This is a genomic window from Viridibacillus sp. FSL H8-0110, from assembly GCF_038003565.1.
Classification (GTDB): domain Bacteria; phylum Bacillota; class Bacilli; order Bacillales_A; family Planococcaceae; genus Viridibacillus; species Viridibacillus arenosi.
On record NZ_JBBOPJ010000001.1, the window covers coordinates 2,063,160 to 2,089,311 of the forward strand.

26 protein-coding genes, 1 pseudogene and 2 other annotated features are annotated in these 26,152 nt (G+C 34.8%); of the genes and pseudogenes, 21 read left to right on the forward strand and 6 right to left on the reverse strand.

The genetic code is table 11. The features are described from left to right. The first annotated feature begins 157 nt into the window (after positions 1-157). Positions 158-835: a response regulator transcription factor gene (locus tag MHH98_RS10340; RefSeq protein WP_038182219.1), complete on the forward strand. Its 678-nt coding sequence runs from the start codon at positions 158-160 to the stop codon at positions 833-835. Then, complete coding sequence (locus MHH98_RS10345; protein WP_051448642.1) at positions 828-2,138, forward strand: sensor histidine kinase; 1,311 nt, start codon at positions 828-830, stop codon at positions 2,136-2,138. Before MHH98_RS10340 ends, MHH98_RS10345 begins: the two co-directional genes overlap by 8 nt. Positions 2,139-2,153: 15 nt before the next feature. On the opposite strand, the gene MHH98_RS10350 is transcribed toward MHH98_RS10345, so the two are convergent. After that, positions 2,154-2,297 carry a hypothetical protein gene (locus MHH98_RS10350; RefSeq protein ID WP_155981171.1) on the reverse strand — a complete coding sequence of 48 codons (144 nt, stop codon included), beginning with the start codon at positions 2,295-2,297 and terminating at the stop codon, positions 2,154-2,156. Between the two features lie 175 nt (positions 2,298-2,472). Between MHH98_RS10350 and MHH98_RS10355 the strand changes: the two genes are divergently transcribed. The 9 genes from MHH98_RS10355 (at position 2,473) to MHH98_RS10390 (ending at position 11,243) form a co-directional block, all read left to right on the forward strand. Then, positions 2,473-5,601 carry an efflux RND transporter permease subunit gene (locus MHH98_RS10355; RefSeq protein WP_445684004.1) on the forward strand — a complete coding sequence of 1,043 codons (3,129 nt, stop codon included), beginning with the start codon at positions 2,473-2,475 and terminating at the stop codon, positions 5,599-5,601. A gap of 214 nt (positions 5,602-5,815) precedes the next feature. Then, the gene (locus tag MHH98_RS10360) at positions 5,816-6,058 is read left to right on the forward strand and encodes a hypothetical protein (RefSeq protein ID WP_210402644.1); all 243 of its coding nucleotides are present in this window, start codon (positions 5,816-5,818) and stop codon (positions 6,056-6,058) included. A gap of 11 nt (positions 6,059-6,069) precedes the next feature. Next, complete coding sequence (locus tag MHH98_RS10365; RefSeq protein WP_155981170.1) at positions 6,070-6,240, forward strand: hypothetical protein; 171 nt, start codon at positions 6,070-6,072, stop codon at positions 6,238-6,240. Between the two features lie 323 nt (positions 6,241-6,563). After that, the gene (locus MHH98_RS10370) at positions 6,564-6,938 is read left to right on the forward strand and encodes a hypothetical protein (RefSeq protein ID WP_076034808.1); all 375 of its coding nucleotides are present in this window, start codon (positions 6,564-6,566) and stop codon (positions 6,936-6,938) included. 88 nt (positions 6,939-7,026) lie between these two features. Further along, entirely contained in the window at positions 7,027-7,302 is a 276-nt protein-coding gene (locus tag MHH98_RS22075; protein ID WP_076034809.1) for a M56 family metallopeptidase, read from the forward strand. A gap of 34 nt (positions 7,303-7,336) precedes the next feature. Next, the gene (locus MHH98_RS10375; RefSeq protein ID WP_076034810.1) at positions 7,337-7,585 is read left to right on the forward strand and encodes a hypothetical protein; all 249 of its coding nucleotides are present in this window, start codon (positions 7,337-7,339) and stop codon (positions 7,583-7,585) included. 417 nt (positions 7,586-8,002) lie between these two features. Continuing rightward, complete coding sequence (locus MHH98_RS10380; RefSeq protein ID WP_246832130.1) at positions 8,003-8,263, forward strand: hypothetical protein; 261 nt, start codon at positions 8,003-8,005, stop codon at positions 8,261-8,263. A gap of 11 nt (positions 8,264-8,274) precedes the next feature. Next, positions 8,275-8,490: a binding site (T-box leader), on the forward strand. 122 nt (positions 8,491-8,612) lie between these two features. Continuing rightward, positions 8,613-9,893 carry a serine--tRNA ligase gene (gene serS / locus MHH98_RS10385; RefSeq protein ID WP_340712767.1) on the forward strand — a complete coding sequence of 427 codons (1,281 nt, stop codon included), beginning with the start codon at positions 8,613-8,615 and terminating at the stop codon, positions 9,891-9,893. A gap of 813 nt (positions 9,894-10,706) precedes the next feature. Then, positions 10,707-11,243 carry a hypothetical protein gene (locus tag MHH98_RS10390; protein WP_340712768.1) on the forward strand — a complete coding sequence of 179 codons (537 nt, stop codon included), beginning with the start codon at positions 10,707-10,709 and terminating at the stop codon, positions 11,241-11,243. Positions 11,244-11,639: 396 nt separating this feature from the next. Here MHH98_RS10390 and MHH98_RS10395 read toward each other — a convergent pair whose 3' ends face one another. Next, a complete protein-coding gene (locus MHH98_RS10395) occupies positions 11,640-13,481 on the reverse strand; it encodes a sensor histidine kinase (RefSeq protein WP_038182197.1) in 1,842 nt (613 codons plus the stop codon). Beyond that, positions 13,478-14,157, reverse strand: a pseudogene (locus MHH98_RS10400) (response regulator transcription factor). Before MHH98_RS10400 ends, MHH98_RS10395 begins: the two are co-directional and overlap by 4 nt. 1,157 nt (positions 14,158-15,314) lie before the next feature. On the opposite strand from MHH98_RS10400, the gene MHH98_RS10405 reads away from it, so the two are divergent. The 6 genes from MHH98_RS10405 (at position 15,315) to MHH98_RS10430 (ending at position 20,987) form a co-directional block, all read left to right on the forward strand. Continuing rightward, a complete protein-coding gene (locus MHH98_RS10405; protein WP_038182190.1) occupies positions 15,315-16,307 on the forward strand; it encodes an HAAS signaling domain-containing protein in 993 nt (330 codons plus the stop codon). A 170-nt stretch (positions 16,308-16,477) separates the two neighbouring features. Beyond that, positions 16,478-16,692: a binding site (T-box leader), on the forward strand. A 49-nt stretch (positions 16,693-16,741) separates the two neighbouring features. Further along, the gene (proB, locus tag MHH98_RS10410) at positions 16,742-17,830 is read left to right on the forward strand and encodes a glutamate 5-kinase (RefSeq protein ID WP_340712770.1); all 1,089 of its coding nucleotides are present in this window, start codon (positions 16,742-16,744) and stop codon (positions 17,828-17,830) included. Positions 17,831-17,848: 18 nt separating this feature from the next. Continuing rightward, the gene (locus tag MHH98_RS10415; protein WP_340712772.1) at positions 17,849-19,096 is read left to right on the forward strand and encodes a glutamate-5-semialdehyde dehydrogenase; all 1,248 of its coding nucleotides are present in this window, start codon (positions 17,849-17,851) and stop codon (positions 19,094-19,096) included. A gap of 66 nt (positions 19,097-19,162) precedes the next feature. Further along, positions 19,163-19,558: a DUF4279 domain-containing protein gene (locus tag MHH98_RS10420; protein WP_076065115.1), complete on the forward strand. Its 396-nt coding sequence runs from the start codon at positions 19,163-19,165 to the stop codon at positions 19,556-19,558. A 327-nt stretch (positions 19,559-19,885) separates the two neighbouring features. Further along, positions 19,886-20,275, forward strand: coding sequence for a hypothetical protein (locus MHH98_RS10425; protein WP_340712773.1), 390 nt, complete (start codon positions 19,886-19,888; stop codon positions 20,273-20,275). 190 nt (positions 20,276-20,465) lie between these two features. Further along, the gene (locus tag MHH98_RS10430; RefSeq protein ID WP_076034814.1) at positions 20,466-20,987 is read left to right on the forward strand and encodes a tubby C-terminal domain-like protein; all 522 of its coding nucleotides are present in this window, start codon (positions 20,466-20,468) and stop codon (positions 20,985-20,987) included. Between the two features lie 36 nt (positions 20,988-21,023). Here the strand turns inward: MHH98_RS10430 and MHH98_RS10435 are convergent, their stop codons facing one another. After that, positions 21,024-21,758, reverse strand: coding sequence for a DUF981 family protein (locus MHH98_RS10435; RefSeq protein ID WP_340712775.1), 735 nt, complete (start codon positions 21,756-21,758; stop codon positions 21,024-21,026). Positions 21,759-21,869: 111 nt separating this feature from the next. On the opposite strand from MHH98_RS10435, the gene MHH98_RS10440 reads away from it, so the two are divergent. From MHH98_RS10440 to MHH98_RS10455, 4 genes are all read left to right on the forward strand, one after another. Continuing rightward, positions 21,870-22,385 (forward strand): hypothetical protein, encoded by a 516-nt coding sequence (locus MHH98_RS10440; RefSeq protein ID WP_051448638.1) that lies wholly within the window; start codon positions 21,870-21,872, stop codon positions 22,383-22,385. Between the two features lies 1 nt (position 22,386). After that, positions 22,387-23,199 carry a DUF1835 domain-containing protein gene (locus MHH98_RS10445; RefSeq protein WP_038182176.1) on the forward strand — a complete coding sequence of 271 codons (813 nt, stop codon included), beginning with the start codon at positions 22,387-22,389 and terminating at the stop codon, positions 23,197-23,199. A 334-nt stretch (positions 23,200-23,533) separates the two neighbouring features. Then, positions 23,534-24,079, forward strand: coding sequence for a hypothetical protein (locus MHH98_RS10450; RefSeq protein WP_038182173.1), 546 nt, complete (start codon positions 23,534-23,536; stop codon positions 24,077-24,079). A 176-nt stretch (positions 24,080-24,255) separates the two neighbouring features. Beyond that, positions 24,256-24,978, forward strand: coding sequence for a nucleotidyltransferase domain-containing protein (locus tag MHH98_RS10455; RefSeq protein ID WP_038182170.1), 723 nt, complete (start codon positions 24,256-24,258; stop codon positions 24,976-24,978). 83 nt (positions 24,979-25,061) lie between these two features. On the opposite strand, the gene MHH98_RS10460 is transcribed toward MHH98_RS10455, so the two are convergent. Both MHH98_RS10460 and MHH98_RS10465 read right to left on the reverse strand, forming a co-directional pair. Beyond that, positions 25,062-25,484, reverse strand: coding sequence for a DUF4395 domain-containing protein (locus MHH98_RS10460; protein WP_038182167.1), 423 nt, complete (start codon positions 25,482-25,484; stop codon positions 25,062-25,064). 120 nt (positions 25,485-25,604) lie between these two features. Further along, the gene (locus tag MHH98_RS10465; RefSeq protein ID WP_038182166.1) at positions 25,605-26,006 is read right to left on the reverse strand and encodes a hypothetical protein; all 402 of its coding nucleotides are present in this window, start codon (positions 26,004-26,006) and stop codon (positions 25,605-25,607) included. Between the last annotated feature and the right edge of the window lie 146 nt (positions 26,007-26,152).

A 26,152-nucleotide genomic window follows, 5' to 3' on the forward strand; every position in this document is an offset into this window, starting at 1 on the left:
AGAGATGAAGAGATGAAGAGATGAAGAGATGAAGAGATGAAGAGATGAAGAGATGAAGAGATGAAGAGATAAAGAGATGAAGAGATGAAGAGATGAAGAGATGAAGAGATAAAGAGATGAAGAGATGAAGAGATGAAGAGATGAAGAGGTGAACGTTATGGTGAAAATTGTTGTCGTGGACGACGAACAATCAATTCGCGCATTGATTAGCTTATATTTAGAAGATGAAGGCTTTACAGTTATTGAAAAAGAATCTGCGCAAGAGGCCCTCGAATTTATGCTTGGTAATCCGGTCGACTGTGTCATTACCGATATTATGATGCCCGGCATGGACGGTTATAGTTTGAGCAAGGAAATCCGGGCGTTTTCCAACGTGCCGATGCTCATGATTACTGCGAAATCGGAGCAACAAGATTTAGTGCGAGGTTTCCACGCAGGCACCGACGATTATTTAACGAAACCGTTTGATCCCGTTGAAATGGTGGTGCGTGTCAAAGCATTGCTGCGCCGTGCAAACGTTGAGATGCATCAACAAATTCAGCTCGGTGATTTTACGCTTAATCGGAAAAACTACACACTAAGTGACGGCCTGCAAAGCGAAGTATTGCCACTAAAGGAATTTGAGTTATTATTTTTATTTGCAACGAATTGCGAGCTAGTATTTACACGCGACCATTTACTCGAAAAAATATGGGGCCTTGATTACGAAGGAACGGAGCGTACAGTCGATGTGCATATTCGGAAAATTCGCAAGCGTTTAGAGAGTCTCGCTATCCCACTCGAAATTCAGACGCTGCGTAATATCGGCTATCGCTTAGGTGAACGCCATGAATAATCTCACGACACGCCTATTGTTAAACTTTATTATTACGCTAGCGATTAGCTTATGTATTGCGATATTTATTACGTTTCAAGTGATACCGAGCCATATTGCGAAGCAAATTAGTAACAATGTGCAAAAAATTGCGCAATCGGTTGAAGAACAACAACTATCAGAAGATGCATTCCAAAATGAGCTATTCCAATTTTCATTGACGAATATCAGTTATCAATCGATGGAGACGTTGCAAAATTCGCCGCTACTAAGCAATGTGTCGAAGAAAAAAATTCGCGAAGGCCAGGCAGTAGAAGGCGATGACACGTCGAAAGATTTAGTGTATATCTATCCTATTGAAATTCATAGTGACACGAAATATTTACAGTTTATTTTGAAACAGACGATTTTTAAAAATATGCTGAAGAGTGCATTTATTTTATTATCAAAGATTACGCTCTTCGTCGGCATCGGCTTAAATATCTTTACGTCGATTCAAATCGTGCGCCCGATTCGCAAGCTGAAGGAATATACCGCGCAGTTTGCAAAAGGAAATTTCACATTTAAACATACGAAAAACTATTCGAATGAAATTGACCAGTTGTACGAAAGCTTCGGGACGATGTCGAATGACTTAGAGAAAATGCTACAGTCGCAAAAAGATTTCGTGTCGAATATTTCGCATGAATTCCAAACGCCCTTGACTTCGATCAAAGGCTTTACAAAAGCGTTGCAACAAAAGGAAATGTCGCGCGAGAAGCAGCTTTATTACTTACGAATTATCGAGCATGAAAGCGCCCGTTTATCGCAACTAAGTCGTAATGTACTGAAACTATCGAGCTTGCAAAATGGTACGCAACCACTCGAAAAACGAACATTCGATTTAGCAGAGCAACTACGCCAAGTTATCATTTCACTTGAGCCGCACTGGGCCACCAAAGCGATTGAGTTTGATGTACAAATCGAGCGCAGTATCATTGAAGCAGATGAGTTACTGCTCTATCAAGTGTGGTACAACTTAATTAACAATGCGATTCATTTTACGCCGGAAAATTGTAAGTTAGGGCTTACATTGCGCAGTGATGGTGAACATTACACGATTCAACTAGAGGACGAAGGACCTGGCATTGAGCAACCCGAACTAGATCGCGTTAAAGAACCTTTTTATAAGGCCAAAAATCAAAAATCGACCGGCAATGGCCTTGGCTTATCAATCGTCGAAAATATTGTGCGAAAACATCATGGTACATTCCAGCTTGAAAATTATGAACGTGGCTTACGAGTAACCGTTATTTTACCGCATAAAAATGAAGCGACCAACTAATCGGGTACTGACTCACTAAAATGAGACAGTGAATGTTTCAATTTGTGTATCATTTTTGATTCCTAACTCTTCTTGAATTTGTTTTTTCGGTACACCCGCTAACCTTCTTTCAATTGCCATCATTTTTAATTCATATGAATATACACGTTTTTTGCCCATTCAAAAGCACCTCCAAAGTGCTTTTTTATGTTGTCTAAAATATTTAGGTCAGTCCAATCGGTTGCTTCTTTTTTTATTATTTTCCGATTACGTAACATTGAGTTAACATTCGCTTTTTATGATAGTCCTTATCGAAGGGTTTGCCCTTCAATTTATAAAGAAAAGGATGAAAACATTGAAGCACATTATTGATTTTATGATTGGTAACAAACTAGCAGTGTGGATTTTGACGGTCTTACTGATTGTCTGGGGTATTTTTGCGTCAACGACGATTAAATACGAATCCATTCCGAACATTTCATTACCGACATTAAGCGTATCAGCGGTCTATCCGAATGCCACCCCTGAGCAAGTTGCCGACGATGTATCGAAGCCCCTCGAGGATGCGATTTCCTCTATTAAAGGCGTCGATAGCGTCAACAGCAAATCGTCTCAAAACGTTGCATCACTGACAGTCAATTACGACTACGACACCGATTTAGATAAGGCCCAAACTAAGCTTGAAAAAGCCTTCAAATCGGTCGACTTACCAGAAGGTGTCGACGAACCAACAATCATGCAATTTAGCTCAAGCATGATGCCTATTTTAGCACTTAGCGTCTCTAGCGAAGATGGCAATTTAAAAACAGCTACTCAATTCGTTGAAGATGATGTGAAAACCGCACTTGAGAAAATCGACGGTGTTGGTCAATTAACGGTAACAGGTCAAGAAGCATACGAAATTGAATTGACGTATGATGAAGACAAATTAGCAGCGCTTGGCACTACAGCTGCAGCTGTCACCCAAGCAATTCAAGGTCAAAACGTTACAAATCAGCTTGGCCTTTACACATTAGATGACACGAAAAAATCGATTGTCGTAAACGATAAAGCGACATCGCTTAAACAGTTGAACGACATGGATATCGTGTTTGGTTCAAGTGCAGGCGCTGCACAAAGCCAAGCGCATACTGACGCTGGTCAAGCCGCTTCTGCTGGCGTTCAAACAGTGAAATTAAAAGACGTGGCTACACTTGAAAAAGTCGAAAACCACGACTCTATTTCACGCGTCAACGGCAAAGAAGCAATTTCAATTCAACTTACAGCGACACAAGACGCCAATACGGTCGATGTTGTCAACGCTGTGAAAGACAAAATAACAGATTTAGAAAAAGCGAATATCGATATGAATATCGATATTACGAGCGACCAAGGTCAACCAATTGAAGATTCTGTGAATACGATGCTTGAAAAAGCAATTTTCGGTGCGATTTTCGCCGTATTAGTCATTCTAATCTTCTTACGTAACTTCCGCTCAACAATCATTTCAATCGTTTCGATTCCACTATCATTATTAACATCGATTGCCATCATTAAATCGCTCGATATGACGTTAAATATGATGACACTCGGTGCGTTAACTGTAGCTATCGGACGTGTAATCGATGACTCGATTGTCGTTGTCGAAAACATTTACCGACGCATGTATGATAAAAACGAGCCGTTACGTGGTCGTCAATTAATCGCGTCTGCTACGACAGAAATGTTCAAACCGATTCTGTCATCTACATTAGTAACGGTCGCGGTATTCACACCAATCATCTTTATCGATGGTATGGTCGCTGAATTATTCGGTCCATTTGCAATAACGATGGCTATTGCTCTTGGCATATCGTTAATCGTGGCCATTACAGTCGTACCAATTATGGCGCACACAATGTTCAAAAAAGAAATTTTAGCTACACCAGAACAAAAAGTCGGCAGTAAAGAAAAACATAGTCGTATGGCCATTCGATACGGTAAAATGTTAAATGCCGCATTAAATCACAAAATTATTACATTAGTCATTGCGCTCGTTATTTTAATCGGCTCTGTCGCGCTATTACCGAAAGTGGGCTTTAGCTTCTTTGGTAGCGACCAACAAATGACGATGATTACGACGTACACACCAGCGACTGGAGAATTAGATGACGAAGTAAATAAATCCGTGAAAGAAGCGGAAAAATACATCGCAAAACAAGGCGACGTCACACTCGTACAATCATCAATCACATCAAGCTCTGCTTCACCAGATACGATGTCAATGATGGCAGGCTCTGGTTCGATGCTATACATCATTTTCAATGAAGATGTGAAAAACTTAGATGCCAAACAACAAAAACTGTTCGATCATTTAAAATCATTCGGTCATAAAGGGACTTGGAAGCAACAAGACATGTCGATGACCGGTTCTTCAAACGAAGTGAGCTACACGATTAGTAGTACAGATCGTGCAAAAGTCGAAAAAGCTGCCCTTCAAATCGAAGACGTTTTAAATGACGACAAAGGATTAAAAGATGCAAAGTCAAGCGTATCTGATTCCTATCCACAATATACATTTAACTTGAAAGAAAAAGCACTAAAACAATATGGCTTAACAGCTAACCAATTATCACCAATGTTAATGCAAGCGACAGGTGATACGATCGTCACAACGCTTGAAGATGGCGACAATACGTTAAATGTTATCGTTGCACAAGACGACAGCAAAACGTTTGAAACGATGAAAGCCTTCTTAAAACAAGATATTACGACGCAGCAGGGTACGGAGAAACTGTCTGATTTAGTATCAATCGACAAATCAACAACACCATCATCAATTAGCCGTCAGGATAATAAAGAATACGCAACAGTTACTGCCGGCATTAAGGGTGATGACGTCTCTGCGATTTCAACTCGTATTAAAAAAGAAGTCAACGATATCGACTTTACCAAAGGTGTAACCCTTGAACAAGGCGGTACATCTGCAGATATCCAAGAAACATTCACACAATTAGGCTTAGCGATTATTGCGGCCATTTTCCTTGTGTATTTCATTTTAGTTGTCACATTCCGAGAAGGTTTAGCACCGTTTGCGATTCTCTTCTCATTACCATTTACACTAATCGGTGCCGTTCTTGGCTTACTTATTGCTGGCGAATCATTCACTGTATCGTCTATGCTCGGTATTTTAATGCTCGTTGGGATCGTTGTCACGAATGCCATCGTGTTCGTCGACCGCGTTATTCATAACGAACTTGCCGGCGAAACGATGCGTGATTCGTTAATCGATGCCGCTGAAACGCGCTTACGTCCTATTTTAATGACGGCGATTGCAACCGTATTCGCGCTATTACCATTAGCTCTAAGCAGCAGCTCAGGTGGCTCAATTATCTCGCAAGGCTTAGGAATTACTGTTGTCGGTGGTTTAATTACATCAACAATTTTAACGTTATTTATCGTACCGGTTGTCTACGAAGGATTATCAAAATTGTTCAAGAAAGACCGCCACAAAACAATTGAATAACCGCTAATAAGGAATTTAACAATTCGCCTCCGGATAAACCAATTTTAAGCGCTGCATTGGGATGCTTATCAATACTATTAAGATGGTACTGTTGTAGAATGAACAGGCAATGCGACTACTTGTATTGATTAGTCTGCTCGGTTTTGAGCTGGTAGCCGCAGTACTATGGGTGGAAGCCACATCGGTATCCATCGTTTATTCGGCAGTGGCTTTATTGGGACTTACTTTCGGAGGTGCAGCCACCCTGTTGCAAACTGCACTTGCTTATGCAAGCGGTGAAGAAGGTGTTGATGTCGTAATGCCTATTAATACCACTGAATGGAATTTAGCAGTTGCTGGTGGTGCTTTGCTAGAGATTGTTGGTGTACAGTCATTTCCAGGAGTGCTGTTGATGTTGCTGCTTGTTGTTTTGATTATAGCGTGGAGTGTAAATAGACACGGATTTCCACGAAAGTAGTGAAAATCCATATGCAAGAAAATGAAGCAGAATGGAAATTAGAGTACGGAATGAAACAACATGCGATAGACGAAAAAGCAGAAGAGTTAGATGTAAAAGGATTGTATCGAATGAATCTGAACTCAACAAAAGGGCACCACTGTTTAGTAACATTAGTAGAAAATGATCAAAATATTTTTTAAAAATCTCATACTTAGTTAGAAAAATTAACTCCATTTTGAACAATCCTTTTTCAAAATGGAGTTTTTGCATTTGCTGTTAAATAAAGGTTGAAGGAAACTTTTTGATCAATCTTTTTTCTAAAGCTACAGGAGATATCAATTAATTTTTTACTAACGGGGATTTAGTAGAAGGTCGTTGAGCTATCAATACGAGGCTCTTTTTTCTTATTTACTAAAGGGGCAGTTTAGTTCAACAAGCGTAGGGTCTTCGAACTGTGCAAAATTAAAATTTCTACAAACTTCCATAATTTGGTTTATACTAATAAAAAGGAGTTGTTTTTTAATTGAATGTTAAAAATATAAGTACATCCATTTCTGAAGATATTATTATTACTAATTTGACAGGTTACATAACCCTTGCAGATGTAAACGCATGGTTTAATTCATTTGAAAAAACGTGCTATTCATTTATTAGACAAGGAAAAAAGTATAAGTTGTTAATTAATCGTAAAGGTTATACTCCAGAACATTTTTCTGTACAAAAATTGTGGAAAGACAAATTGTTCGCTAATAATATTTTAGAGAACACTATCGCAGTCGCTTTTTTATTAGAAGAAGGGGATATATTAACTCACCTTGAACAGTCTAATACAAAAGACAACGCAATGTTCTCAAGTAACTATGATCAAATAATTGATTGGCTTACTAAATATAATTAATGGATTTCACTCCTAAGTTGCTAAAAGGTAACTTTTTTTATTTCACAGTTTGTGTTAACTCAGGCTTAACTATTATCAGTTTATTACTTTGTATTTTCCATTAGTTTGGCTTATGTATTTTTTAGTAAACAGAGACATTGAATTCTCTTGCGACGAAAGGGTTATTAGACAATTTGGAGATAAGGCAAAGTCAGCATATGCACTATCTCTCATCAATATGGCAGATGAAACCTATACGGTTACGTCGCTTTGTAATCATTTTAGTAAAAACGGGATTGAAGAAAGGATAGTGTCCATTATGACCTTAAAGAAAAAGTCGGTTTTAGAAACAGCATTCGCATGTACATTAGTCATTAGAGGATGACCGTCTTGCGGCAACTGGCCAAGAGTCACCAACGTTGAAAGAAGGCAAAGAACGAAATCCAGTTAGTGTTACTGATACATCAAATAGCACGACGGAATCACGTGTAATCACAACAAATAAAGGCAAAGAACGAAATGCAGTTAGTGTTACTGATACACCAAATAGTACGACAGAACCACGTGTAATCACAACAAATAAAGGCAAAGAACGAAATGCAGTTAGAGTTACTGATGCATCAAATAGTGCGACGGAACCACGAGTAATCGCAACAAATGAAGAATAAATAAATTACTCCAAAGACTAGTCCTCAATGAGCAATCATCAGAGAACAGTTTCCTGATGATTGTAGGAGAAAAGGGTGTGCTTTAGTTCAATAAACGAGTTATAAAAACAAACGAACATTTAAAGTGAAAGATCGACTCCTTAAAGGAGTCGATCTTTTTTGTTAATTATAGGAGAGATTTCTTATTTGCAGTACAAAGCTAAATTCAAATAAGTACTTATACAAAATACGTAAAGTGTAGCTTTGAAAAAAAGATTGATTATTTATAATAAAGTTTGATTAAAAACATCTCACCTCTATAGATTTCTTAGAGGTGAGATGTTTTTTTATTGGATATTTATGTTAATATCACTATAAAGATTGTGAAGTGTTGTCCTTAAACTAAACAATAGAAAGTGACTAAAAGGGGTATTCTAGATGAATTATAACTATATTGAAAACATTCAATTGTTTTATTCTGACCTTTCCATTGAAGACTTCGGGCTCCTCATATTAAAGCAGTCGGTAAAAATGTTGAAATTCGCTGAATATGAGGGGAAAATTATCTTAGCGCGAAATGGTCATTTATTGGGTTGTGCATTTCATCCGGAATTAACCGGTGATTCAAGAATTCTAGAATATTTTGTATCTTATGGTATGACTTGCAAAATCTGTTTTCATATAGTACAGTATGGTTAAAATTTAAATAACTGAACACGATGATGGGAAGTAGTAGCAAGCACGTTTTTTTTAGAGAGTCAGCGGTTGGTGGAAGCTGATAGAAGCACTTGTGAATCCGTCCTGGAGTTGCACAGTCGAAGTAATGTAAGTAGGCTGTAGCCGGCTGAAATGCCGTTATGAAATAAGTGGATTAGGTATATGCCTAATCAATTAGGGTGGCAACGCGGGTAGCTCTCGTCCCTTTTTAGGGATGGGGGCTTTTTTGTGTTTATTTTGATTCTAAGCGGAGCTATTCGAGTTTAGCTTGCAACGCAATTACACCAAGACTTAACGGATGCAATGACATTAAACTACTGGAGGTATGACTATGTTAGATATTAAACGCGTACGCGATAATTTCGCGGAAATTAAAGAAATGCTATTAACACGTAATGAAGATTTAGGCAACTTAGATGACTTTGAGGATTTAGATGCAAAGCGTCGTGAGTTAATTGCTAAAACAGAAGAATTAAAAGCAGAACGAAATAAAGTATCTGAACAAATTTCAATTATGAAACGCAACAAGGAAAATGCAGATGAAGTTATTGCTCGTATGCGTCATGTAGGCGATGAAATTAAAGAGCTAGATGTTCAACTAAATGATGTTGAAGAGCGCTTTAAAGATATGATGATGCGCTTGCCAAACATTCCACACGAATCTGTACCAGTAGGGACAACAGAAGACGACAATGTAGAAGAATATACTTGGGGTGAAATTCCAACATTTGATTTTGAGATTAAAGCACACTGGGATCTTTCTACAGATTTGAAGATTGTTGACTTTGAACGAGGTACAAAAGTAACAGGTAGCCGTTTCTTATTCTACCGCGGGCTTGGAGCTCGTTTAGAACGTGCATTAATGACATTTATGATGGATTTACATGCAGAGGAGCATGGTTATGAGGAAATGCTACCACCTGTCATTGTTAATCGTGATAGCTTGACGGGTACTGGAAATCTTCCTAAATTTGAAGAAGATGTATTTAAATTAGAGGAAACAGATTATTTCATGATTCCAACGGCAGAGGTACCTGTAACAAACTTCTATCGTGATGAAATTTTACTGGCTGAGGATTTACCACAAGGTTTTGCTGCCTATAGTGCGTGCATCCGTTCAGAAGCGGGATCTGCAGGTCGTGATACACGTGGTTTAATCCGTCAACATCAGTTCAACAAAGTAGAACTAGTTCGCTTTGTAAAACCAGAGGAATCATACGAACAATTAGAGCTATTAACAAATCATGCGGAAAAAGTATTGCAATTACTAGGCTTACCATATCGTAAGCTAAAAATGTGTACAGCTGATTTAGGTTTTACTTCAGCGAAGAAATATGATTTAGAAGTTTGGATTCCTGCACAAAACATGTACCGTGAAATTTCTTCTTGCTCTAACTTTGAGGATTTCCAAGCACGACGAGCGAATATCCGCTTCCGTCGTGAGCCAAATGCAAAACCAGAATATGTTCATACATTAAACGGTTCAGGTCTTGCCATTGGTCGTACAGTTGCCGCTATCCTAGAAAACTATCAACAAGCTGATGGAAGCGTAGTAATTCCTGAAGTTTTAAGACCATACATGGGTGGTAAAGAAATAATTGCACCAAAATAAATAACGGGTAAAAGCTATTTTAGATATCCTTTAACAGGTAATTGTATTGCCTTTTTATCGATTTACAGGTGCTTTTAATAGTATCGGGTGGTGTAAACGTCGTGGAATTGAAAAAATGCTTTATTTCTTAAAGGAAATTTAGCGGGACTAAAAAAGATGTTACTATAATAAAGGATGGGGTGCATTAGAAAAAATTTAGAAATGACATTTTGCAGCTCTTTCGCAATTTCCACTATTCCGCAATCGGGCGCTTTAGTTGAACAAACAAGTTAGAAAAAACATTATATCTAAGGTCTTTTTTTATCTTTAAACGTATGAAAATAGATAAGAAACAAACATTTGAAGTAAAAGATCGAGAGCTGTTACGACAGCTCTTTTTTTATTCAACTAAAGGGGCAAGTTAGTAGAAGAAGTTACAGAATAATTATTATTGAAACATTACGTTGAATTTTTTGATGAAAAAGATATAGTAGGGACAAAAAAATTGATTTTAAAAACAAGAAAACCCGGCTGAAGGACGGTAGTCCAACAGTCGGGCATTTTTCTTTACTTATACGTCGAAAGTATATGTAATTTGGTATTTGAAAATATCATTGATTGGTGATCCATTACCTTAAATTGTGATTTCGCTAACATTAGCAAAAACGCCTGCAAACGAAGATCATTATGGTAAGTTAATCGCAGTCTTTTGGTTAAAATTACGCAAAAACAAAAAACTTTATTTCCAATTGATACCGTCTTGACTTCATCTTAACATTGTCCAACTATAATCGTTTTTGTAAGGCAAATAAAACAATGGAATGAGGAATTTAAATGGGTAAAAAGAATTTATTCACTGTACTTAGTATTTCAACAGCATTATTAGTAGGAACTGGAAGTGCCTATGCTACACAAATTCAGAAAGATGAGGCAGTAAAAGCGGAACAAATAGTTTACAAACAATCGAATGAAACAACAAAACAAGAAGTAAAAGTACAAGAAAGCAAAAAAATACCAACTGAATTTAGTTTTACTGATGAGGCTTTTTTTACAAGTGATGGTCAGCCTGATTACTATGCTGATAACTTTTTAAATAATCAGGACCTATTTTCTTTATTAAATATGAATGGGGCAGAATTAAAACAAGAATTAGCAACTGGAAAATCGGTTGTTGAAATTGCATCATCTAAAAATGTTTCCACACAACAAGTGTTTGAGGTCATTGCGAAAGCACAGATTATCCTGCAGATTCAAGGTGAAGAAAATGGAGAAATTCCTAAAAACTCTCATACAATGGAACAACGATTAAAAGAGATTGAACCGAAAGTATTACAAATGATTGAGCACAAAACTGAAACACCTTGGAGGTAATGTTCTGTTTCACCGCTTTACTGATTAGAAAATTCAAATATTAAAATTTTTTGTAAAACAAAAAAGACTCCTCTTATTGACTGGGAACTGACCCCATAGTTTGAGACAAATAAAAACACCTTAAGTTGAAAAACAGGTATGTATTACCTAAGACAACTTGGAGGTGTTTTTCTATGGGTACAAGAGTAAGTTATCCAGCAAATATAAATTAAGAGCAGGAGTACCTGTAAAACCAAATAAAACACAAATCAAACCATAGTTGAGATTTGTTCCCTGTCTCATTAACTTGGTCAGTTCGCTAAGAGGACGCCTTTTTCTTTCATACCACACTTAATAACAGTCATCTACTTCAAATGAAAGATATGATGGTAACCTGATGTTTAAATACAGTACATTTCAACGATTCATATTTAAGTAAAAGTAAAATAGTACCCCATCCGAAGTATTCATGACACCATACTGCAAACCATGTAGATCTAATATATTTTTCGAAATGGCTAGACCTAATCCTGTACTACCTTCAGATCGTCGTCTAGACATATCACCACGATAGAATCGTTCCCAAACCTTTTCTAATTGGTCACCTGGAATATGTGATCCTTTATTTTCCACGCATACTTTTACCTGCTCATTCTCAACGATGGTCGAAATATAGATATGCTCATTCAAAGGTGTATAACGGATTGCATTTGTAATATAGTTCGTAATGACTTGTTCGATAAGATGTTGATTTGCTAAAACTTTTATTGAAGTTAATTCTTTATGAATGGTTAATTGCGTTTTCTCTATTTCTAAATGTAACTGATGACAAATATGCTCAATTACTTTGTCTAAATAAAAAGATTCCATTTTCATTTTGTACGTTCCAGACTCGTATTTTGCTAGTTCAAGCATATCGATTATTAAACGATCCATCTTGTCTACTTCTTTTTCCATCGCTTCAAAGTAGTAATCCTTCTTATGACTAGCAACACCGTCTTTCAGGATCGAAATACAACCTTTCATAATACTTAGTGGGGTCTTCAATTCATGTGAGACACCTGAGATAAATTCTTTTCTAGTATTCTCTAATTGTTTTTCTTTTTCAATGTCTTGTTGTAGCTGAGTAATGTGCGAATGTAGTGTATCCGATAGTAAATTTATGTTCTGAGATATATCGCCTATTTCGTCTTTAGAGAAATATTCAATTCGTTCTGAAAAATCTAAGCCTGCAATTTTTCTAGTTGAATTGTTGATTTTTAATAATGGTCTTGCAATTTTAATTGAATAGTAGAAAGAAGCCAAAATAGTTAGTAGTAACACAAAAGCTATCATATAGATAAAATAATCGTTGACCATTTGTGCAGCTTCATCTACTGGTTGTAAGGAAGCCATAGCAAAAATATAACTAATGTTTCCATTTTTATCTTTAACCGGGTCAATGAACAGTTTATATTTTATTCCATTTGTATCATAATTATCTGTTGTGAATGTTGTGAATTGATTTTGTTCATTAAACAATAAGCCTGTTTGGAAATCACTAATACGCTCCATAAAAAAGCTATTACTATAAATGATACTGGAAACATCATTTTGTTCAGGAAATCGGACATTCTGTACGATTCCTTTAAATTGATTAATTCGAAAATTAGGATGATATTGATTTTGATATTTAATTGATATTGTTATTTTCTCATGTAGATTATATTCTTTAAGTTCTTTACTATTCATTTGGAGTTCATTATCAATTCTTGTCCAAATAAATTGATTTAACCAATCAGAATCATTCTGTACAGAATATAGATAAAACGGGAGTATTATATTATTTTTTTCAATCGTATAAAGATCCACTTCCTCACCCATTGTAATGGTAGGCGTATCTTTAAAAACATCTTCTCCTTTTAATAAATGATACAGTGGAATCGTTACGAATTGATTTGAATTTTTCTCGTCATTTATCTTTATTTTTACATAGTAATCATTTGATGATATGATATTTCCTTTTTTATCCAATGTGGTTATCCATGTATTGTTAGTACGATAAAAATCTTGTTCTAATTGCTGGATGGATTGCACATTTCCATTACTTTTTAAGTATTGTTTCTCAAATGATTTGATACTTGATTTCAAGTCATTTACTTTCTGATTTTCATAGTATTGCTTAAAGAATATGGTCTGACCAATATAAATTGTCCCTGTAATGAACAAACATAGCGTTGTTGTTAATAAAAATAATTTTAAAACAATACCGTATTTCATAAACTCTCCTCAAACTTATACCCTGTTCGAATAATCGTTGAAATCAGTTTTGATTTGGTTCCTAATTTCGCTCGCAAATTACGAATATGTGTATTGATCGTTCGATCATCACCAAAGTAGTCATGTCCCCAAACCTATACAAGAGTTGTTCTCTTGTAATCACGATTCCTTGATTTTGCATTAAATACGTTAAGATTTCAAATTCGGTATGTGTTAAATTAACATTTACACCTTCTACCTTTACTAACCTTGAAGAAAAATCTACTGAAATCCCATTTTTAGTTAAAGTATCAAATGATCCTTCATTCAATCGATATCGACTTTCAAGTAAACGTTTAACTCTTGCTAATAAAATTGGTGGACTATATGGCTTTGCAACATAATCATCAGCACCTAGCTCAAACCCAAGTAATGTATCATCCTCATCAATACGTGCGGTTAACATGATGATTGGAACATTTGATACCTTACGGATTCTTCTACAAACAGTCCATCCGTCTACTTTTGGCAACATGATATCAAGAATAATTAGATGAAAAGCATAGTTTTGAAATGATTCTATTGCTTGTTCACCATCAATGGCTTCAACTACCTTATACCCCTCGTTTAATAAATAATCTTTCACTATCTCACGTAAAATAGTTTCATCTTCCACTATTAAAATTTTGTACTGCATTTTCAAACCCCCACACTCTCTTTTGATACGATACTCTTTATTCTTATTATCCAATAACTCTTCGATTACTACATCCTTAAATGAATAAATCGTTCCCATTACGAGAGAGAGTAAATATAAAAGGAAAAAAACCATTAAACATGGTAATAAGAAAAATGTTGCAACTCTACAATTGTTATTTAATTCTTTACCAATGGTTATGTACTAACTTCTTTCAATATTTGAATTTCAATAAATTTAAAATCTGTTTCAATAAAGTATAGCCTTACGAAATAAAGATGAGGTAAAGATACCATTAGAGATATTAGAGAATGAACTCCAAAAGCTCAAAAATTTAGCAGTGAATGTGAATATAAATGGAAAATGAGAATTCGAATCCCCCATAAGTGAAAAAACCTTTTATTTTTCACAAGTGAAAATAAAAAAGAGAGGAACGCAATAGGTTGTGTTCGTTTATTTGTAAAGTGAATTAAAGTAGTTGCATCTGACGTAACGGTAGATATTATACTTAAGAAAAGGGAAATGAAAATATGTATTCAATTGGTCAATTTGCGTACAAATTCGCATGTTTCTTATCAATAGTAGGTAACTTTAGAAAGTAGTGAAGCAACGCTATTGACAAAACTGCTTTTTCGTGAGATAATATTTTTTATGCTGATTAGCTAGTTTATAAATATTGGCATTCTACTAAATGTTTTTGTAGATACTTATTCACACTGGAGTGACTTTGGGGTCACAAGGACGCAAAAGAAGGTAGGGTTTGCGTTGCTTAGGTTAGAAAGCTAACCAGTGGAATTTTACCGCGGTACAGAAAGCTATAGGCTTTTGAGTAAATATTCCCCGGATGATCGGGTTGAAATTTGAGTTTTATTAAAATTAGCTAATTATAAATTAAGGGGTACTCTCATGCTGAGGGTGCCCCTTGTCCAATTCTAGAACTGTTTTTACATATAAAACAAATGATTAATGCAAATTGATATGATTAAGAAATGACTATCTCTTCAAGTAGATAGTCGTTTTTTTATTTGACTGTATATAAAAATGAGTGTGGTGCATATAATACATTTGGCTAATATATTATGTATATGTAATTAAGTGGTAAAATAATGGGGGATACAAAATGCATCAACATAAGGTAGACAAAGGGGATGGTACCAATGGAATTAATTGATAAATATATCCATGAAGTAACTCGAAGATTGTCTCAAAAAGATCGAGCAGCTATTGCTCTTGAATTGAAGGCGACTATTGAAGATATGTTGCCTTCTGATTATACGGAAAAAGACATCAAAGAGGCGCTTGTAAAATTAGGTGATCCAGCAGTTCTTGCAAAAACCTATCAGGATAAACCCATGTATTTAATTGGTCCTATATATTTTCAATCCTATATATCTCTTTTAAAAACGATAGTTCCGATTGCAATGACTATTGCTCTTATTGCATTTGTCATAGATTTTGCTTTTAGTTATGAGGGGGATGAAGCCTTATTAATGGTAGTCCTCAAACTTGTTGGTAATGGTATTGGTATGATGCTAGAAGTTGCGATTCAAGTATTCTTTTGGTTAACCTTAATCTTTGCGTTTCTCGAAAGATTTGCCAAAGAGCCGAAAGAGGAAATTTTGACTGGTCTTCAAAAATGGACACTTGATGATTTAAACAAAGTGCAGCTAACTACTAAGCATAAATCTATTTCAAAGTATGCGTTTTTTGGTAGTTTAGTATGGACCGCTATTTGGGTTTCAATTTACTTTAATGCGGATCGTTTAATTGGAGTGTACGTGAATAGAGAAGAAGATCTCATTTTTAAATATCCAACATTTAATCAACAAATTTTAAATGATTTTTGGATTCTAATTGTGATTATTGCTGTCTTGGGTATTGCATTATCTCTCTATAAACGAATCCAAGGACAATGGAGTAAAAAAGTCGTTATTTTCCAAACGTTTTATGAGCTCATTGCTACTGCTGTCTTGATCATAATCATTACGCGACCGAATATTATAGAACCAGAGTTCACAAAGTACTTATTGAATTTTATTGATATGCAGGAGGACAGATTTGTATTACTGATTGTATTAGCTACCATAGTGATTTCTATTATCACTGCTGCTTTTTCTATAAAAGATGCTGTAAGCAGAACGAAGATGTAACAATCCTACCAAATATCATACAGGAAACGACTAAGTCGTTTTTACATGAATTATTCTTATGTGTAAAAGATTATGAAGTATCACAAATAGATGTTGAATTAAGCATTATTTCTTTATTTATGCAATGATTATTGACAGTTAAAAGAATCTGTTGCATGCTTATAATTAAATATTTAGCGAAAAGAAGACTAGTATGTGTGATCTTACTGTATAAGAGAGCGATGTTCACCGGCTGCAAGACATCGTAACAGCAAACACACGGAACCTACTTCTTAGCTCCTATGCAAACATAGGCGCAGTCTCAAGCGTTATGAGGTTGAGTGGGGTGCATTTAATGCATTCAACTAAGGTGGTACCACGAGAAGTAACCCTTTTCGTCCTTGATATATTCGAGGGCGAAAAGGGTTTTTTATGTTGTATTGGAGGCAATAAAGATGGATAAAAAACGAATTGTTGTGAAAATAGGTAGTAGCTCTTTGACGAATGCGAAGGGTGAGATAGATCAAGTAAAGTTTCAAGATCATATAAATGCAATTGCAACACTACGTCAGGCAGGTCATGAAGTGGTATTAGTATCTTCAGGGGCTGTGGCATGTGGTTTTCGCAAACTAGGTTACTCTTCAAGACCAGTTACTTTAAAAGGAAAACAAGCAGCTGCAGCAGTAGGGCAAAGCTTATTAGTCCAATCATATACAGAACAATTAAGTAAACACGGTATTGTGACAGCACAGATTTTATTAACTAGAACGGATTTTTCAAGCAAGTATCGTTATAAAAACGCTTATTCTACATTGTCAGAATTATTGGATCGTTCCGTAATACCAATCATCAACGAAAACGATACGGTGTCAGTAAAAGAACTTACTTTTGGTGACAATGACATGCTCTCTGCGTTAGTAAGCGGATTGGTACATGCTGATCAGTTAATGATCTTAACAGATATAAATGGATTGTATGATGCGAATCCATTTAAAAATCCAGATGCAAAACGCATTGATTTTTTAACTGAAGTTACGGAAGAAATGTTGTCATTCACTAGTGGAGCAGGTTCAAAAGTAGGAACGGGTGGCATGGAATCAAAATTAATGGCAGCAAAAACAGCATATGAACTTGGCGTGAAGGTATTTATCGGTAACGGTAAAGGTGATCGAAAATTATTGCAAGTATTGGAGGGTACAGGGGACGGGACGTATATAGAGAAAGACGAACTACCTGTATTAAATAACAATAAACAATGGATTTCATTATTTTCAGCTGTTTCAGGTAAAGTTTTTGTGGACGAAGGTGCGGAGCAAGCACTTGTCTCCAAAGGTAGCAGTTTACTTCCTGCAGGTGTATATAAAATGGAAGGTGATTTCCAAAAAGGCGATGTTGTTGAAGTTTACGGTAAAAATGGCGTGCTTGGAAGAGGAGAAGTACTCTATTCCGCAGATGAACTAAAACAAGCTATGGGGAAACGAACAAACGAACTAATCGTATCAAATATTGAGGTCATTCATCGTGATAAGTGGGTAAAAGCATAACTAAGTGGAGGTAACATAATGAGCGAAGTAGAAAAAAAAGGTAAGTTAGCGAAAATAGCAAGTTATCACATGAACAGTAAAACAACGCAAGAAAAAAATGAAACATTACAAAAAATTGCAGAGCAACTACTGATAGATAAAGAATATATAATTGAAGAAAATAACAAGGATATTGAAGCAGGTAGTGAAAAAGGTCTTTCAGAATCAGTTTTAGATCGCATATTCTTAAATGAAAAACGCATTCAAGATATGTCAGATGCGATTCTATTATTAGTAAAGTTAAATGATCCAGTTGGTGAAGTAATAGAGGATATTCAGAAAGAAAATGGTTTGCATATTCAGAAAAAACGAGTGCCACTTGGTGTGATTGGCATGATTTATGAAGCAAGACCAAATGTTACTGTAGATGCAGCGACACTAGCTTTGAAAACTGGAAATGCTGTACTTTTACGTGGCAGTTCATCTGCGAAGTTTTCGAATATCGCACTAGTTGCATCGATACATAAGGCACTTGAGCAGACAACACTACCAGTAGATGCAGTGCAGTTAATCGAAGATACAAATCGTGAAACAGCGAAGGAATTATTCCATCTAAAAGAATATCTAGATGTACTGATTCCTCGCGGTGGAAAAGCATTAATCGATACGGTTGTAAGTGAAGCGACAGTTCCGGTTTTAGAAACGGGCGCGGGAAATTGTCATATTTATATAGACGAATCGGCAAAACCTGAGTTGGCAACAAATATCGTCATTAACGGAAAAACACATCGTCCATCTGTATGTAATGCAACAGAAAGTGTATTAATCAATGAAAAATGGTTTGCACAGCATGGTGTTGCGTTATTAGAAGCGTTAGCGGCACATGACGTTGAGATTATTGGCGATGACACTGTTTGTAATGCATATTCAGATGCAAAGCTTGCTACAGAAGAGGACTGGGCAACAGAATATTTGGCATTAACAGTTAGTGTAAAAATCGTGTCAAATGTTGTAGAAGCAGTCGAGCATATAAATAAATATGGTACAAATCATTCTGAAGCTATATTAACGGAAGATGCGATTGCAGCAGCGCAATTCTTAAACGGTGTTGATGCTGCAGCAGTTTATCATAATGCCTCTACGCGCTTCACAGACGGCTTTGAATTCGGTTATGGTGCGGAAATCGGCATTAGCACTCAAAAGCTTCATGCAAGAGGGCCAATGGGATTACAAGCAATGACTTCGAGTAAGTATTTTGTATATGGGAATGGGCAAGTAAGGGGCTAATAACTGATTACAAAAAAATGTGTATTAGCTGAAAAAGGAGATACCATCTTGGATAAAACAAAAGTAATGGCTTATTTTAGTGCGTTTGGAGATAACTTTCCTTTGGAGGAAGTAACAAATGGTCTGGATGTAGAACCTACAGAAACATACAAAAAAGGGGATGTTATTAAAACTTTCGCTACTAAAATTTTACGTAGAAAAGAGACAAGTTGGACTTTAAGTACGGGCTATCAAGAATCTCTCGATATAAACAAACAGTTGGATGTAATATTAAAATCCCTAAAAGAAAAAACAAAAGAATTATTACAACTAAAGAAGAAATACGATTTACAATTTCAATTTATGATTGTAATCGAAATAGAAAATAATGATAAACCTGCAATGTATTTGCAGAAAAATATCATAGACTTTTCTAGTTCAATAGATGCGGAAATTCAATTTGATTTATATGTATATAGTTAAATAGAAAAAAGCTGTTAGTTTTAAAACTAACAGCTTTTTTTGATTATGATTCACTAAAAAAGTTCGAGCAAATTGATTTGCCAACGCAAACTTCCCAACTAATAATATCTTTTTATATAAAGGAAAATTTACACTGAATATTAAAATTGATATTGGAAATGTTTTACACATTAAAGTAATAATTTTGCTATGATTAGTAAAAAGAAAAAAGAGGTAATGGGAGGAATTTATGCGTAAACGAAAAGCTTTTGTATTAACTATTGTTCTAGTCGTTTTAGTTGGGATGGGTATATATATATATATGGACAATACAAGACTTTTGGTAGTGTGAAAGTTGAAAAAACACCTTCAACTGAAAAGGTAAAGAAAACAACTTTATCTGTAAAGGATTTATTTTGGAGAATAGATTTTAATGAAAAAGATTCATATATAACAGTTGAAAAAATTCCTTCGTTGGCAACGGTTGAAATTTCGGAAGAAACACAAAAAGAACTACTAAAGGCTTTTGAAAATGCGAAATTTAAAGAAATGAAAATGGAGGATTCAAATATAGACCTACATTACAATTACCTCATAAACATTTCGGTAAGTGGGTACTTTGCTTTGTTTGTGGATTCATCTAATAAAATCATATACGTGGATGAGACACAAAAAAAATATATAATGGTGGATGATAACGATTTTTTTGATATTTTAGAAAATGCTGTAAAGAAATAAAAATGTGTATTTTTATTACCAATAGGAAGCTAAAACCAGTTGATGATGTCTAATTTGACAATGTCCTGTTATTGCATCGTTAATACTTTTGATAGTTTACTATAAAATCGTTATAGAGCCAGTAAGTGCGTTCCTGCCCTGAAAATGCTATAGTTTACTTATGAAACGTTTAGATTTAAAGGAGCAAATAATGCAAAGATATACTTATTTACACCCAAATTCGATTGAAACAACACCAAAAATTACGGTAGCTGATGAGTCAGGTCAGGCTATATTCACATTTCAACGCCACTACTCAAATAGTTTGAAGCGTATACTAGATAAAGTAATGGATTATCGTTATTTTTTAAGATATGACGTTTTTGATATGCAGGATGAGCCACTTTTCACTTGTAAAAAGGTAACTCGTAAAGGAAAAGTTTTTTATGAAGCAAAAGATTTAAAACAACAAAAGAAATATATGCTTGCCTACGATGGTTGGAAGGAATTGATTCCAGACCTTGTGATCACAGATGGCCAAATGAAAATGATGATACATAAGGAAATGGAAGATTGGTCCCGCTTTGCACTTGATGATGTAGATATTGCCCGTTGGAAGGCAACAGAAGGTGATGAGTTCTTGATAGAGCTAGAGATTGAAGAGAATTCGCCAATTCAAAATCCAGCATTTTTCATCGCAATCAGTCAATGTGTTCTGTTTGTTGGTGCATAAATTAAAACGTAGTAGATATAATGTCTACTACGTTTTTTATTCGCCCATTGAATGGACTATTAGACCAATATGTGTAAAATAATTCAACATGCCAAATAAAATAAAGGCAATCCCTGCGATTTTCCAACAAGTGATCATGATATTGAAGATACTCGGTTTTGCATATTGTTTTAAAGTAAAGGGTAACAATATTGCGCCAATGCCTGTTATTCCGTATAGAACGGATATGAAGAGTCCTTCAACTAAAGGGTATTTGGTAAAGGAACTCGTAATTAGATCATCATTAAAAGTTGAGAATAATTGAAGACGGATACTTGCAATGGTAATAGAAAAAAGAGCTAAACCCATAGCAAAAGTAAAGTATGAAAGTGGTTTTAGCAATATGGGTGCTTCTTTCATTAATATTCGAGAAATAGTCATTGAATCAATATAATCAACGTTATTTTTCGCGAAAACATTAGCTTTTCTCCATAGAAGAATTGATACTGCTAACAATAAAACACCAAAAGCTAATGAAAGCTCGCCGAAGATAATAATGTTATAAAGAAAATCTATTTTATATAATGGCCATTTTAAAGACATTTGCGCTCCAGTTATTGTTAAAATAAAACCTGGAATAGCAAACCCAATTGACCATCCTTCCAATTGGCCAATTTTTGATCTCTTCAAATGCTTCATAAATCGAACTATTAACAGTAATCCAACACCGATTGTAATAGACATTATGGCACCATTGAGAGGTATCGTACCTAAATTTATAGTAATGTTCATCACTCCAAACAAAGAAAGAATGGACTTAGTGTCAACATTAGAGAGAAAAACATGCATACTTAGAAAGATAAATGAAAAGCGTAAAAGACACTGTAGGAATGAGGAACGAAGATGCAGTATCTAATTTTTTTAAAAGGAGTGAGCGAATTGAAAGAGAGAGTGTTACCAATAGCTTCAATAATTTTATTGATAACAGCTGTATATTTTTACATTAAAGCAAGGCAATATGCGTTTATAGATAATTTGGGAAGATTTATAACAATATCAATTGTCTTATTAATGGGATTGGGAATCTATTATATATTGCAGCGACAAGGAAATCAGTATGCACCCATTAGTTCTCGCTTAGGTATTTCCAGCATCATTTTCGTCCTAATATTACTTATTAGTTTTGAATTTTATAAACCAACATATACACTTGCTGAAGCTGAAGTGAAGATTGCTGACTATTATAGCGTAAAAGTAATGACAGAAGAAACTGGTAAAACCATTTATAACACAGATTCTTTTGCATTACATACAGATTGCTATTTAATTATTGGTAAAGATGGCGAAAAAGAAAATCGCTATTTGTTTTATCCATATTCTGGTGAAATGACTAAAATAGAAAGCGAACAGGAGCGATAATTTGAACAAAATACATATCGTATTTGGAGACTCGGCTGCTGGTAGTTTAAAACATGCACTACATTTGATGAAAAAAACAAAGGAGGAAAGGGTTTTTGTCGTTAGAGATGTTTTTTCCATAGGACCATTAAATGATCCACAGGCTCGTATTGACTGGATGCAAGAACACATCATAAGAGAAGTGGAAAAGTCGTATGATCCTTTACAAAGCGATCAATTTAAAGGCATACAAGATGACGTACCTGTTTGTATTTGGGTATCTGAAAGTGCGCATGAACAAACAGGGTTACGGTTTGTAATAAATGAATTAAATAATACCCAAAATCCAATTGAAATAGTGAATGTTAGTACTCAATTAAAACAGTTAGAGCCGCTGTTTGTACCTAGGACTACAGGAGAAGTGGTTCCTGAAAAATTAATTAATATGACGTCATCTGGTGAGTCAGTCTCCAAATCGGATCAAGCTCGTTATATTAAAGAGTGGCAGAAACTCTCAAAGACAATGAATGATCTACGCTATCTGGAAGACGGCATAATTATTTCTACAGAAGCTAATTATTATGATAATTTCATCATTGAATGTGCTAGATATTTACATAAAGAACTTCAGGATAGAACTGAAGAAGAGCCTGAAGAATTTATGAAGGCAGCTAGGTTAGTTGGTGAAGCATTTGGCAATATTGAAAATCATATCGGTGATGCATTTATTGAGTACCGTTTAAGAGAGTTAATAGCAAACGGAATGTTTGAAGTAAAAGGAGACACAAGTGCTATGCGCTTATACAGCGTAAAATTAAAGGCTGCCTTCATGTAAAATGAAGCAGTCTTTTTTTTATAAAGTTAAGATTATAAGCTCTTGATGATAAAAAAGGCATTAAGTCGACATCTATGGAATAGAAAATAAAAAAAGTGGCATATCTATATAAAATCGGAAATTCATAGAGCTGCAAACAAAACATTATTGAGTTATTGGATATATGGTTAAAAAAATCAAAAAAGGGTGAGACTGAAAAATAAGAATAAGTCTAAATTGTTACTAATTAATTTTATTTAGTAATTATGAATTATCCTTGCAGCTTAAAAATAGTAAAAGAAATGCATTAATGTTAGAATTATTTGAAATTAAAGATAACTTTAGGAGGCAATCCATGCGCAAATTTACTAAACAGAAAGCTTTTTCTTTCCTCTCAGTTTTGATGGCAGGTTCAATATTGATAACAGGTTGTAGTAGTGATAAGACAGCCAAAAAGGTAGAAACCATTGGGGTAGTTGCTGAGGCTGATGCAAAAGTTTCTAATGACTTTAAGCAAAGCATTGAAGCAGTGTTAAAAGTTGAATTGCCAACATCTAAAGAAGAAATTCACAGTGTTGTAAAAAGCATTGTTGATGATGAATCTTATTTAAAGAATGCAGAAAATCGAGAAAAATTCCTAAAGCTAGCAAATCAGCAAATAGCGTATTTGAAAACTGTCGACATATCTCCTAAGACTGAAGCTGAAAAAGAAATTCATCATGCCTTCAATAACTATATAGGTTATCAAAAAGGTATATACAATAGCTTGAAATCATATGCAGATGACCAAGATGAATTTTTTATGAATACGTATGCTACGAATAAAAGCATGTCCGAGAAATACTTAAAAAACTTAGAAGAAGCGCTAGCAAAGTATAATGTGTCAATAAAAAATAAATAAGGGTGATTTATTTTGACCATCCTGACAAAGACGATTAACTCATTTTTGAGTATTAATCGTTTTTTTTTTTTTTGACTTTGTTATCTTGTGTTTTCAGGATTTCACTAGTATTTTTACTGTTCATTAGCTAATATGGAAATTAATATAAAAAATTTACTCAATACGAGGTGATGATCATGGGGGATTTCAAGAAAATAAGCCCAATTGAAGCAGCGCATCTATTTATCAATAAGTATTTTCCAAATTGTCAAGGAGCAGTGTTGGCTGGAAGTGTTGTAAGAGGAGAGGGAACAGATACTTCTGACCTCGACATAGTCGTATTTGATAAAAGTCTAAATTCAAGTTATAGAGAGTCCTTTAACGAATTTGGGTGGCCAATCGAAGTTTTTATACATAATTTAACGTCTTACAAACACTTTTTCGAACTCGATTACAAAGCTGCTAAGCCTTCTATGCAAAGGATGGTATGGGAAGGGATTATATTAAAAGATAAAGGGATTATCCAATCGATAAAGCTAGAAGCTAAAGAGATTTTAGATAAGGGACCTGACAGATGGACGGAAGAAATCATTACAACGAAGCGATATTTTATAACAGATGTATTAGATGATTTTATAGGTTGCAAAAATCGTGCAGAAGAAATTTTCATTGCTAACACATTAGCTGAGCTTATTCATGAATTTGTGTTAAGAACTAATGGTCAATGGATAGGATCCTCAAAATGGATAATTCGAGCATTAAAGAACTATGATGAAAAGTTTACCGAGGAATTTGTTGATGCATTCGATACGTATTATAAAACGGCAGAGAAAAAAAAAGTTATTCATTTAAGTGAAATGATATTAGAGCCTTATGGAGGTCGTCTATTTGAAGGCTTTTCGATGGGAAAAGCTAAGTAAAATCATGAATTAAAAAATGAAATAGAGCCATAGAAAGAGAACGCTTTAAAGTGGTCTCTTTCTATGGAGCATTTATCATAAGATTAAGTATTACTGATTCGATGCTTAAATCGTTTGAGTTGAAAAAGAATAAAGCAACCGATACAAAACCCTAAAATAGCTATAAAAGAAGCAACAGCGACCATGATCGTAAATGTATATGCAAGTACTGACCAATTAGTTAAATAGCCAATTAAGCCAAGAAATAAGCAAGAAATAGCTATACATGAATTAAACTTTTGCTGGCCAACATCTTCAGGTATATAAGCAGAAGGTTCTTTTTTCAAAAAGCGACGAGCAAATTTCATAATGGGATTATAATTAAAAATCAAACCAAGTAAATTTGCCAATAAAGGAATGGCTAGTATCCAAGGCTGATCTGTAATCCAAGTTAAAATAACGCTTAAAAGTATAGTCCATTGATTTACACGAACTAATGGCCTTGGAATAAAAGGAACAGTACTCAAATTAAAAACCAACCTTTCTTATTGGAATAATATTATTTTATACGAAATTGTTTAATTTGTGAAGACGAAAATACAATTAAAAGGAAAAAGCTGCACCAAAAGGGTAGCAGCTTTACACAATTAATATTGATATTTCTTTGTGTCTGTAATGATTTTAAAGTGAATACCTTTAATTTCCTTCGTAATTTCCTCTTTTACGTCATCCAGATTGACTAGTTTATTCGACCCTACATAAGTTGAAAGCTCATCCATTAAGCGATCAAATGAGTTTGAAAATAAGCTACGCATCGCATCAAAGTCTAAATTTCGGAAGCTTCCATCGATCTCGTAAGCTTCGATTGAATTCATTTGCTTTGAAGCACCCGCAAAGCGATCATCATACACCGTATATGTTTCATCAGAAAAGGCAACGATATATAATTCTTCTCCTGTAACCGTATGTAATTCAATATTGTTCTTATGTTTTTTGACATCTGTAATGCTGTGAATACCTTCTGTGTGTTTAATGTTAAATAAGCTCATATAAAAACCCCCTAGATATTAAAGCCATATAGAATCTAGTCGAATGATAATTCCTATATAGTTACTTTCATCATATCACAATTACCGGATACTTGAATTTATACATTATAAATTACTTATTATAATATCAATATTTTGTGAACTTT

Bases quoted from the DNA above. Each gene is read 5' to 3' on its own strand.
- MHH98_RS10390 (WP_340712768.1), top strand. From the start codon at position 10,707: ATGGGTAAAAAGAATTTATTCACTGTACTTAGTATTTCAACAGCATTA.
- MHH98_RS10380 (WP_246832130.1), top strand. From the start codon at position 8,003: ATGAATTATAACTATATTGAAAACATTCAATTGTTTTATTCTGACCTT.
- MHH98_RS10345 (WP_051448642.1), top strand. From the start codon at position 828: ATGAATAATCTCACGACACGCCTATTGTTAAACTTTATTATTACGCTA.
- MHH98_RS10405 (WP_038182190.1), top strand. From the start codon at position 15,315: ATGGAATTAATTGATAAATATATCCATGAAGTAACTCGAAGATTGTCT.
- MHH98_RS10440 (WP_051448638.1), top strand. From the start codon at position 21,870: ATGCAGTATCTAATTTTTTTAAAAGGAGTGAGCGAATTGAAAGAGAGA.
- MHH98_RS10365 (WP_155981170.1), top strand. From the start codon at position 6,070: ATGCAAGAAAATGAAGCAGAATGGAAATTAGAGTACGGAATGAAACAA.
- proB (WP_340712770.1), top strand. From the start codon at position 16,742: ATGGATAAAAAACGAATTGTTGTGAAAATAGGTAGTAGCTCTTTGACG.
- serS (WP_340712767.1), top strand. From the start codon at position 8,613: ATGTTAGATATTAAACGCGTACGCGATAATTTCGCGGAAATTAAAGAA.
- MHH98_RS10465 (WP_038182166.1), bottom strand. From the start codon at position 26,006: ATGAGCTTATTTAACATTAAACACACAGAAGGTATTCACAGCATTACA.
- MHH98_RS10455 (WP_038182170.1), top strand. From the start codon at position 24,256: ATGGGGGATTTCAAGAAAATAAGCCCAATTGAAGCAGCGCATCTATTT.
- MHH98_RS10340 (WP_038182219.1), top strand. From the start codon at position 158: ATGGTGAAAATTGTTGTCGTGGACGACGAACAATCAATTCGCGCATTG.
- MHH98_RS10435 (WP_340712775.1), bottom strand. From the start codon at position 21,758: ATGAACATTACTATAAATTTAGGTACGATACCTCTCAATGGTGCCATA.
- MHH98_RS10395 (WP_038182197.1), bottom strand. From the start codon at position 13,481: ATGAAATACGGTATTGTTTTAAAATTATTTTTATTAACAACAACGCTA.
- MHH98_RS10415 (WP_340712772.1), top strand. From the start codon at position 17,849: ATGAGCGAAGTAGAAAAAAAAGGTAAGTTAGCGAAAATAGCAAGTTAT.
- MHH98_RS10430 (WP_076034814.1), top strand. From the start codon at position 20,466: ATGCAAAGATATACTTATTTACACCCAAATTCGATTGAAACAACACCA.
- MHH98_RS10350 (WP_155981171.1), bottom strand. From the start codon at position 2,297: ATGGGCAAAAAACGTGTATATTCATATGAATTAAAAATGATGGCAATT.
- MHH98_RS10420 (WP_076065115.1), top strand. From the start codon at position 19,163: ATGGCTTATTTTAGTGCGTTTGGAGATAACTTTCCTTTGGAGGAAGTA.
- MHH98_RS10450 (WP_038182173.1), top strand. From the start codon at position 23,534: ATGCGCAAATTTACTAAACAGAAAGCTTTTTCTTTCCTCTCAGTTTTG.